The 9,143-nt window shown below is 64.6% G+C and carries 10 protein-coding genes; 6 read left to right on the forward strand and 4 right to left on the reverse strand.

The genetic code is table 11. The annotated features are described in order from the left end of the window. The first annotated feature begins 135 nt into the window (after positions 1-135). The 3 genes from SMA01S_RS17025 to SMA01S_RS17035 all read left to right on the forward strand — a co-directional run bounded on the left by SMA01S_RS17025 (position 136) and on the right by SMA01S_RS17035 (position 2,854). Positions 136-1,242 (forward strand): MBL fold metallo-hydrolase, encoded by a 1,107-nt coding sequence (locus SMA01S_RS17025; protein WP_066825070.1) that lies wholly within the window; start codon positions 136-138, stop codon positions 1,240-1,242. Positions 1,243-1,318: 76 nt separating this feature from the next. After that, on the forward strand, positions 1,319-2,191 hold the full coding sequence (locus SMA01S_RS17030; RefSeq protein ID WP_066825072.1) for a dienelactone hydrolase family protein: 873 nt from the start codon (positions 1,319-1,321) through the stop codon (positions 2,189-2,191). 36 nt (positions 2,192-2,227) lie between these two features. Continuing rightward, a complete protein-coding gene (locus tag SMA01S_RS17035; protein ID WP_066825075.1) occupies positions 2,228-2,854 on the forward strand; it encodes a glutathione S-transferase family protein in 627 nt (208 codons plus the stop codon). A 242-nt stretch (positions 2,855-3,096) separates the two neighbouring features. Here SMA01S_RS17035 and SMA01S_RS17040 read toward each other — a convergent pair whose 3' ends face one another. From SMA01S_RS17040 to SMA01S_RS17050, 3 genes are all read right to left on the reverse strand, one after another. Beyond that, positions 3,097-3,285, reverse strand: a complete 189-nt coding sequence (locus tag SMA01S_RS17040) for a DUF1289 domain-containing protein (protein WP_066825077.1) — start codon at positions 3,283-3,285, stop codon at positions 3,097-3,099. A gap of 7 nt (positions 3,286-3,292) precedes the next feature. After that, on the reverse strand, positions 3,293-4,753 hold the full coding sequence (locus tag SMA01S_RS17045) for a DEAD/DEAH box helicase (RefSeq protein WP_066825079.1): 1,461 nt from the start codon (positions 4,751-4,753) through the stop codon (positions 3,293-3,295). Between the two features lie 236 nt (positions 4,754-4,989). Then, entirely contained in the window at positions 4,990-5,457 is a 468-nt protein-coding gene (locus SMA01S_RS17050) for a hypothetical protein (protein WP_084250386.1), read from the reverse strand. A 79-nt stretch (positions 5,458-5,536) separates the two neighbouring features. Between SMA01S_RS17050 and SMA01S_RS17055 the strand changes: the two genes are divergently transcribed. The 3 genes from SMA01S_RS17055 (at position 5,537) to SMA01S_RS17065 (ending at position 8,399) form a co-directional block, all read left to right on the forward strand. Next, complete coding sequence (locus SMA01S_RS17055; protein WP_066825100.1) at positions 5,537-6,985, forward strand: FAD-binding oxidoreductase; 1,449 nt, start codon at positions 5,537-5,539, stop codon at positions 6,983-6,985. Between the two features lie 63 nt (positions 6,986-7,048). Continuing rightward, complete coding sequence (locus SMA01S_RS17060) at positions 7,049-7,819, forward strand: SapC family protein (protein ID WP_066825081.1); 771 nt, start codon at positions 7,049-7,051, stop codon at positions 7,817-7,819. A gap of 19 nt (positions 7,820-7,838) precedes the next feature. Next, positions 7,839-8,399: a cytochrome b gene (locus tag SMA01S_RS17065; protein WP_084250387.1), complete on the forward strand. Its 561-nt coding sequence runs from the start codon at positions 7,839-7,841 to the stop codon at positions 8,397-8,399. 278 nt (positions 8,400-8,677) lie between these two features. Here SMA01S_RS17065 and SMA01S_RS17070 read toward each other — a convergent pair whose 3' ends face one another. Further along, the gene (locus SMA01S_RS17070) at positions 8,678-9,043 is read right to left on the reverse strand and encodes a hypothetical protein (protein ID WP_066825082.1); all 366 of its coding nucleotides are present in this window, start codon (positions 9,041-9,043) and stop codon (positions 8,678-8,680) included. Between the last annotated feature and the right edge of the window lie 100 nt (positions 9,044-9,143).

The following is a 9,143-nucleotide window of genomic DNA, read 5'->3' on the forward strand; positions in this document are numbered from 1 at the left end:
TATTCGAGATTTGCCCAGCGTTGCTTCACCCCGTTAAGGCGCCTGTTCGATATTTCGGTATCAAAGCCGCTCTGAGCAACGGCTCTGATTTCCTTTCACTGGTATCCTGTTCGCGCGCTTGCTACCGCCCCCGTCATGGCAACCAATCGCACGACCGACGCCGCGTTCGTCGCCGACGAGAGCTTCGTTCCCACCAGCCACAAAGGCCTGACCTATCCGTTCGGGGGCAGGGAACCGGAGGATGGCGGCACGATGCAGGTCGCGCCCGGCGTGCGCTGGGTGCGGCTCAACGTTCCCGGACCGCTCAAACACGTCAATTGCTGGCTGCTCGACGATCGCGACGACCGTGGTGACGGCGTTGCGCTGATCGATGCCGGCATGAACCGGACCGAGACGCGCGACGCCTGGAAATCGGTGTTCAACGGGCCGCTCGCCGGCGTCCGCGTGACGCGGATGATCGGCACGCATTTCCATCCCGACCATATCGGGCTTGCTGGCTGGATGTGCGATCATCACCAGGCGCCGCTATGGATGACGCGCGGCGAATGGCTGACCGCGCAGATGCTGGTCGCCGACGCCCGACCGGAAACGCCGCAAGAGGTCAACGACTTTCGCCGCGCCTGCGGCTGGAGCGACGAGCAGATCGAGCTGGCGGCGGCGCGCGGCTGGTCCAATTTCGGGCGGATCGTGCGGCCGATGCCGCTGTCGTACCGGCGGCTGGTCGATGGCGAGACAATCGCGATCGGTGGAACGGCGTGGCGGATCGTTGTCGGGTCGGGCCACAGTCCCGAACATGCCTGTCTGCTCGACGAGGCGAACGGGGTGTTCATCGCCGGCGACCAGGTGTTGCCGCGGATCAGTCCGAACGTTTCGCTGGGCATCACCGAGCCCGAATCGGATCCGCTCGGCGAATGGTTCGAGTCGATCGCGAAGCTGAAGCGCGAGGTGCCGGCCGACGTATTGACCTTGCCCGGCCATGGCGACCCGTTCCTCAATCTCCACATCCGGCTCGACGCGATGGACCGCGAACATCGCGGCCGGCTCGATGAACTCGAAGCCTTTCTCGACGAACCGCGCCGCGTGGTCGATTGCTTCGGCCGGCTGTTCCGGCGCGCCATCGGTCAGGAGGTGCTCGGCATGGCGACCGGCGAGGCCATGGCGCATTTGAAACGACTCGAAGTCGAAGGGCGCGCCGTGCGCGAAACCGATGGCGACGGGACGTGGCGCTGGCGCGCGATTTGAACCACGGCACGGCTCGCGCGGATCGTTACATCGTCATAGGATAAGGCCGAGTCGAGCCACCCCAGGGAGAGACCGTATGTGCGACGACCATACCGCTGAGGACAATGATCGCTTCCTGGGCATTGCCCATCCGTCGCGCCGCCAGTTCGGGATGATGACCGGTGTCGCGGGACTGATGGCCGTGCTGCCGGTTCCGGCCAATGCCGCGGCGATCAAGGGACGCGATGTCGTGATCGACACGCCAGAGGGGAGGGCCGACGCCTATTTCGTCGCGCCGGCGACCGGCAAGCATCCCGGCGTTCTGATCTGGCCCGACATCATGGGTCTGCGCCCGGCTTTCCGGCAAATGGCCGAGCGGCTGGCGCAGTCGGGTTATGCCGTTCTGGTAGTCAATCAATTCTACCGCTCGACCAAGGCGCCGTTCCTGAAAGCGGGCGAATCGTTCGACCAGCCCGATGTGCGCGCGAAGATCATGCCGTTCGTCGAGAAGCTCACTTCCGCCGGGACGGTCAGCGACGCCAAGGCGTTCACGACCTTCCTCGACGCGCAGAAGGAAGTCGATGCCAAGCGCGGTCTCGCCAGTACCGGCTATTGCATGGGCGGGCCGATGGTGTTCCGCACGGTCGCCGCGCGCGCCGACCGCTATCGCGCTGGCGCGACCTTTCATGGCGGCGGGCTGGTCGGCGACAAGCCGGACAGCCCCAACGCCTTGATCCCGCAGATGAAGGCGGACTTCCTGATCGCGATCGCCGAGAATGACGATCAGCGCGCCCCGACCGACAAGGACGTGCTGAGAAAGGCGTTCGCCGCCGCCAAGCTGCCCGCCGAGATCGAGGTCTATAAGGGCACGATGCACGGCTGGTGCCCGCCCGACAGTAGAGTGTACAATCAGGCACAGGCGGACCGCGCCTGGGAGCGCATGCTGGCGCTGTTCAAGACGGCGCTCTGATCCGGCGGACGCGTGACACGTATTCCTAGGGAGAGAATGATGAGCGACCTGATCTTGTACACCAACCCGCAGTCGCGTGGGCGGATCGCACGCTGGGCGCTCGAGGAAGTCGGCGCGCGCTACGAAGTTCGCGTGATGAACTATGCCGACACGATGAAAAGCGACGACTATCTGTCGGTCAATCCGATGGGCAAGGTCCCGGCGATCGAACACAAGGGCAAGGTCGTCACCGAATGCGCGGCAATCTGCGCCTATCTCGGCGATGCCTTTTTTGACGCTGGCCTGGCGCCCGCGCTCACCGATCGCGCCAATTATTACCGCTGGCTCTTCTTCGCTGCGGGACCGGTCGAACATGCCGTGACCAACAATAATGCCGGTTTCATCCCCCAGCCCGAACAAAGCAGGATGTTCGGCTATGGCGATTACGATCGGACGATCGACGTGCTCGAACGCGCGGTGTCGCAGTATGAATATGTGGCCGGCGATGCCTTCACGATGGCCGACGTCTATGTCGGCGCGCAGGTGATCTGGGGCACGCAATTCGGCACGATCCCGAAGCGCGACGCCTTTACCGCTTATGCCGAGCGGCTGAGCGGACGCGAGGCGTACAAACGGGCCTCGGCGCTCGACGATGCGCTGATGGAGACCAACCAGCTGGCGTGACTCGGCTGTGGCAGATGTTTGTGCGATACCGGGAGCCCGGTGCCGTAGGGCAGAACGTTGACGTCTTTAGTTGCTGCTTCCAAACACTTGGGAGTTTGTGCCCAGCGATGCGAAACCACGCCTCCCCGGCGAAGGCCGGGGCCCAGATGCGATGTGTTCGAAACGGTGGGGTACACTTTGCACGTCGTTGATACTGGGCTCCGGCCTTCGCCGGGGAGGCGTATAGTTGGATAGCCTGGTGCCTAGCGCCCGGCCAATTCCGCCATTACCCGATCGCGTTCGGCCGGCGTCATGCTCGTCCAGCGCGCGACTTCGTCGATCGTGCGGCGACATCCCTCGCACAACCGGTCCTTGCCGATCCGGCAGATATTGACGCACGGGCTGACGATCGGTTCGACCGGCACCACGCTGATGAAGTCGGGCAGGCTCACGCGTGCCTCAGTCGTTGGTCAGGACCACGTTCAGGAAGTCGGGCACCGGCCCGTTCCAGCCTTCGTCCGGACCTTCGTCCTGCTCGCGACCGCGGCGCGGCCGGCGCTCGTCGTTGCGCGCGCGCGGCTCTTCGCGAGGCGGGCGAGAATCGTCGCGGCGGGGACGTGCCTCCTCGCGACGCGCCCGTGGCTCTTCGCGGCGAGCTGGCTTCTCCGCGCGCGGCGCCGGTGCTTCGGACGCCTCGGCGGCGGCGGCCTTCTCGCGCGGCGCGGCGCGCGCGCGTTTCGGCTTTTCGTCGCGAGCAGTGCGAGCGCGGGGCTTTTCCTCGGCATCGGCTTCGGGCGGCGGACCGCCTTCGAGCCGCGGGATCTTCATGCCGGTCAGCTTCTCGATATTCTCGATATTCTCGGCATCCGCACTCGATGCGAGCGTATAGGCGACGCCGGTCGCCCCCGCGCGGCCGGTGCGGCCGATGCGGTGAATGTAATCGTCGGGATGCCATGGCGCGTCGAAGTTGAAGACGTGGCTGACGCCCTTGATGTCGAGGCCGCGCGCCGCGACGTCGGACGCGACCAGGATATTGATCTCGCCCGCCTTGAACCGGTCGAGCTCCGCGATCCGCTGCGGCTGCTCCATGTCGCCATGGATCTCACCGCTCGAAAAGCCATAGCCCCTGAGGCTCTTGTTGAGCTCGCGCACCGTCGTCTTGCGGTTGCAGAAGATGATCGCGTTCTTGACCTCTTCCTGGCCCAGCAACTGGCGCAGCGCCGCGCGCTTGGCGTGGCTCGCGCTGCCGACCGGCACCACATATTGGGTGATGTTGATATTGGCGGTGGCGGGGCGCGCGACCTCGATCGTCTTGGGGTTCGACAAGAACTTGTCGGCCAGCTTCTTGATCGGCGGCGGCATCGTCGCCGAGAACAGCAAGGTCTGGCGATTGGCGGGCAGCTTGGTGCAGATATTCTCGATATCGGGGATGAACCCCATGTCGAGCATGCGGTCGGCCTCGTCGATCACCAGCAGGTTGCACTGGGTCAGCAGGATCTTGCCGCGCTCGAACAGGTCCATCAGCCGGCCCGGCGTCGCGATCAGCACGTCGACGCCCTTTTCCAGCGCCTTGATCTGGTCGCCCATCTGCACGCCGCCGATCAGCAGCGCCATCGAGAGCTTGTGATACTTGCCGTATTTCTCGAAATTCTCGGCGACCTGCGCGGCGAGTTCGCGCGTCGGCTCGAGGATCAGGCTGCGCGGCATCAGCGCGCGGCTGCGGCCATGGCCGAGGATATCGATCATCGGCAGCACGAACGCGGCGGTCTTGCCGGTGCCGGTCTGGGCGATGCCGATGATGTCGCGCATCATCAGCACGCTGGGAATGGTCGCGGCCTGGATCGGAGTCGGTTCGGTATAGCCCGATTCGCCTACGGCGCGGAGCAATTCGTCTGAAAGGCCGAGGTCGGCAAAGGGCATCCAAAAATCCGGAAAAATGGTCAGCGCGCAAATGCGCCATCCAACAACGTGCGCGCTTGCCGATCAGTTGCCGAAAGTCAAGCTTGAGCGTCTTTTTGCGAAACTCGCGAAAGGGCGAGTTTCGGTCGCGGCACCGGCCCGCTCCCCCACCCGACCTCCCATAAGATACGCTGTCTGGGAGGTCGGGTGGGGGAGCGGGCCGGTGCCGCCATGCGCCGTGAGGCGCATCTAAAGACTCACTTCTTGGCGACCAGTTTCTTGAACTTCCTGATCGTGCATTGGTCGCCCGAGCGGGTGCGGATCGAATCGCGTCCCGCGCAGACCTGGCCGTCGGCTGAGGGTTTGACGTAGAAACCGCCATAATAGCCCAGCCCCGAGCAATCGCCGTCCAGCTCGGCGCGGACGCGGTCGCCGCCGCGCAGTACCAGATCGACATAGTCGGTCGCGACGATCGCCCCGCCCAATTGGTCTGCGGCGATGCATTTGGGACCTTTTTTCTCGGCCCATCTGATCGGTCGCGCGGGTATGAGCTGGGGGGCGGGCGCGCTCGAGTCCCGCAACCTGCTGGGAACGCGGATGACGATTCGTCCGCGGATCGTCACTTGCGCCAGTTCGATGCCTGTCACCTGGCCGGCAGGCGCGGGTGTGCTGACCGCGGCGACGGAGGCAATCAGAGCAAGGGCGGCAAGGGGCGGACTCGGCATGAAGCGCGCCTTGGTAAAGCCATAATTTGAACACGCAATGAATTGGATGCGCGTCCTCCGCCATGCTAGCGCGACCGCCATGACACCCGCACAGGCCGAATTGACCGCCGCTGTCCGCGCCGCGCTGGGCGACAAGGCGGTCGTGACCGATCCGGCAGACATTGCGCCGTGGCTGACCGACTGGCGCGGGCGTTTTCACGGGAACAGCCCGGCGATCCTCGCACCCGACACCGTTGCGGGGGTGCAATTGGTGGTGGCCAAGGCCCGCGACCTCGGCGTCGCGCTGGTGCCGCAAGGAGGGAATACCTCGATGGTCGCCGGGGCCACGCCGCCCGCGGATGGCTCGGCGCTGATCCTGTCGACGCGGCGGCTCAACCGCATCCGCTCGCTCCGGCCGGCCGATGCTTTGGCGGTGGCCGAGGCGGGGGTGATCCTGTCCAATCTCCACGACGCCGCGCTGGCCGAGGGTATGCGCTTCCCGCTGACCCTGGGGGCAAAGGGCAGCGCGACGATCGGCGGGCTGGCCTCGACCAATGCCGGGGGTACGCAGGTATTGCGGTTCGGGACGATGCGCGGGCTGGTCGCGGGAGTCGAGGCGGTGCTGCCCGACGGCTCGCTCCATGATGGACTCGCCGCGCTCAAGAAGGACAATCGCGGTTACGATCTCAACCAGTTGCTGATCGGTGCGGAAGGCACGATCGGAGTGATCACCGCAGCGACGCTGCGGCTGGTGCCGGCGATCCTCGATCGCGCGGTGGCCTGGGCCGGGCTCGCCGATCCCGAACGCGCGCTGGCGCTGTTGCGGCGGCTGCAGCGGGCGACGCAGGCGGTCGAGAGTTTCGAGATCATCCCGCAAAGCTTCCTTGATGCGGTAGTCCGGCATGTCCCCGGAACGCGCGCCCCGCTGGGCGGCAATCATGGCTGGCACGTCCTGATCGAGGCGACGCGCGCCACTCCCGCCGACGAGCCGCCGGCCGCCTTGCTCGAACGCCTGCTCGGCGACGCGCTCGCGGCGGGTGAGGTCGAGGATGCGGTCGTGGCGGCAAGCGAGGCGCAGGCCGATGCCTTGTGGAAAATCCGCGAAACCATTCCCGAAGCGTCGCGGGCCGAGGGACCGGCGTTGCAGCACGACATCTCGGTGCCGGTCGCCGGCATGCCGCGTTTCCTCATCGAAGGCGCAAAAACGGTGGAAGCGCGCTTCCCTGGGACCCGTGCGGCGGGGTTCGGCCATCTCGGCGACGGCAATGTCCATTTCCACGTGCGGGCGCCGGCCGGCACCGACGGCCCGAGCTGGTACGAGGGACAAGCCCATGTCATCTCGGCGTTCGTCCACGATCTCGTCGTCGCCGCGGGCGGGTCGATCTCGGCCGAGCATGGCATCGGCCAGTTGAAACGCGACGAGCTTGCGCGCTTGTCCTCGCCGGCGCGCATGATGGCGTTGCGGGCGATCAAACGGGCGTTCGATTCGCGCGAATTGATGAATCCTGGCAAGCTCGTTACCCTTGCGCCCGACGGCGCCACCCCTTAGGGCGCACGGCCACGTGCGGCTTCCTGGGGAGCCGCGTTCAAGAGATTCGATTGGAGTAGGGTAATGGCCAGCGCGCCGCAGTCGCTTCCGCTTTTCTATAATTCGCTCGAGCCGCTGTCGAGCGAGCAGCACGGCAATTTCCGCATCCGCCCGTCCAACGGCGCGCCCTTCCTGGCGAACCAGCACGCGATCCCGCTGACGGTCGATGAATTCCCGATGGCGCAGCGCAACCTGCCGATCGTCTTCTCGCAAGGCGATGACGGCGTGCCGCTGGCGCTGATGGGTCTCAATGAGGGGGTCAACGTCTTCATCGATGAGAAGGGTCAGCTGCGCGAGCCCTATACCTATGTCCCGGCCTATATCCGCCGCTATCCGTATCTGCTCGCGCGGCTGCGCCCGGAAGCCGAAGAGCTGACACTGTGCTTCGATCCGAGCTCGGAAACGATCGGCGCGTTCGATGAAGGCGAGCCGCTGTTCGCCGATGGCGCGCCGACCGACGTCACCAAGAGCATCCTCGAATTCAACCAGCAGTTCGAAGAAGCCGGCGCGCGCACCGCGGCGTTCATGAACGAGCTTCGCGAACTCGACCTGCTGATGGATGGCGAAGTGACGATCCAGCCGGACGGCGCCGACAAGCCGTTCGTCTATTCGGGCTTCCGCATGGTCAACGAAGAGAAGCTCAACGAATTGCGCGGCGACCAGCTGCGCAAGATGACCCAATCGGGCCTGCTGCCGCTGATCTACGCGCATCTGTTCTCGCTGTCGGTGATGCGCGAGATATTCACGCGTCAGATGCAATTGGGGCTGATGCCGGCGCCGCAGCTCGTCGCCTGACGGCGTCGGGGCGCTGCGAGTGACGAGGACGACGCTGATCCGAACCGACCGTTATTCGTGGGGCGCGATCTGGCTCCATTGGTCGATCGCGGCTTTGGTCCTCGTCAATCTCGCGCTCGGGCTGTTCCACGAATCGCTGCTCGACGGCATCAAATGGGTGATCCCGATCCACAAGTCGATCGGGCTCACCGTGCTGGTGCTGACGCTATTGCGGCTCGGCTGGCGGCTGACGCATCGGCCGCCACCGCTGCCTGTCGACATGACGGGCTGGGAGCGGGCAGTGGCAAAGGCGGTCCATTGGGCTTTCTACGCGCTGCTGCTGGTGTTGCCGCTGACCGGCTGGATGCTGTCGTCCAACCCGGCGCGGCTGCGGCCGATGGCGTGGTTCTGGCTGTTCCCGGTCCCGCCGCTGCCGATATCGGGCGCGACGGCGACGCTGGGCCACAATCTCCACGGCATAATCGCTTATGCCATGCTCGCGCTGGTCGTGCTGCACGTCGCGGCGGCACTGCGCCACTATTTGCTGCTGCGCGACGCCGTGCTCGGCCGGATGGCGCCGGGATTGAACCGGAATGGATGAAATTCTCCGTTGAGAACGTTCATGTCCGAGTCTTGAAACGGTAATCTCATCGACCTATGTTGCTTGAGTACGGCTTCGTGTCCCCCCTTTCGCGAGGTCGTGCAGACACGCTTTCGAGCGTGTCTCCTCCCTGAACCTTGGCCACCTCGGGCATTTGCCCGAGGTGGTTTTTTATGGGCTGGGCGAGATCGGTCAGGCGGCCGGCGTGAGGCCGCTATTGGTGGAAAACGGTCTGACTGCTTACGGTTCGGCGAGCGCAATAAGTGGACCTTCCTAGATCAACCCTTGCGGCGTTCCAAAAAGTAGCGCCAGGCTACCTTGCGATAGTTTGGATCGGCCGTATCGAAGATGATCCTCTCGAAATCGCTTGTCGTCTTGAGCCATCGCTTTGACCAAGCGACGAGACGGACCTCCTGCTCGGGCGATGTAAATATTAAGAGTAGGTCCACGGCCCAGCACACCGGAACCATTGGGATAAGAACGCCCAGCCAGATATGTTTGTCTCGCAGCCGGGGCGGCAGATTTTGAGCGAAGTTCTGTAACTGATCGGAATAGTTCAGACAAAGCGCGAGCATTACCGTCATCACCACCGCCACGATTGTTAGGCGAACGATCGCTTTAATTTTTTGGTCTTGGTATTCCATTTAAATCCGCCTGCGTCCTGCGGTACGTAGCTATGAGCGCAACCATTTACGTCCGCAATCGGGATCGCCACTGGACCCCGTAAACGACCGGGATTGGGTC

Origin of the sequence: Sphingomonas mali NBRC 15500 (genome assembly GCF_001598415.1) — a bacterium.
GTDB lineage: Bacteria > Pseudomonadota > Alphaproteobacteria > Sphingomonadales > Sphingomonadaceae > Sphingomonas > Sphingomonas mali.

Coding starts and splice junctions, on each gene's coding strand:
- SMA01S_RS17050 (WP_084250386.1), bottom strand. CDS start 5,457: ATGCCGAGTCCGCCCCTTGCCGCCCTTGCTCTGATTGCCTCCGTCGCC.
- SMA01S_RS17045 (WP_066825079.1), bottom strand. CDS start 4,753: ATGCCCTTTGCCGACCTCGGCCTTTCAGACGAATTGCTCCGCGCCGTA.
- SMA01S_RS17035 (WP_066825075.1), top strand. CDS start 2,228: ATGATGAGCGACCTGATCTTGTACACCAACCCGCAGTCGCGTGGGCGG.
- SMA01S_RS17070 (WP_066825082.1), bottom strand. CDS start 9,043: ATGGAATACCAAGACCAAAAAATTAAAGCGATCGTTCGCCTAACAATC.
- SMA01S_RS17055 (WP_066825100.1), top strand. CDS start 5,537: ATGACACCCGCACAGGCCGAATTGACCGCCGCTGTCCGCGCCGCGCTG.
- SMA01S_RS17030 (WP_066825072.1), top strand. CDS start 1,319: ATGTGCGACGACCATACCGCTGAGGACAATGATCGCTTCCTGGGCATT.
- SMA01S_RS17060 (WP_066825081.1), top strand. CDS start 7,049: ATGGCCAGCGCGCCGCAGTCGCTTCCGCTTTTCTATAATTCGCTCGAG.
- SMA01S_RS17025 (WP_066825070.1), top strand. CDS start 136: ATGGCAACCAATCGCACGACCGACGCCGCGTTCGTCGCCGACGAGAGC.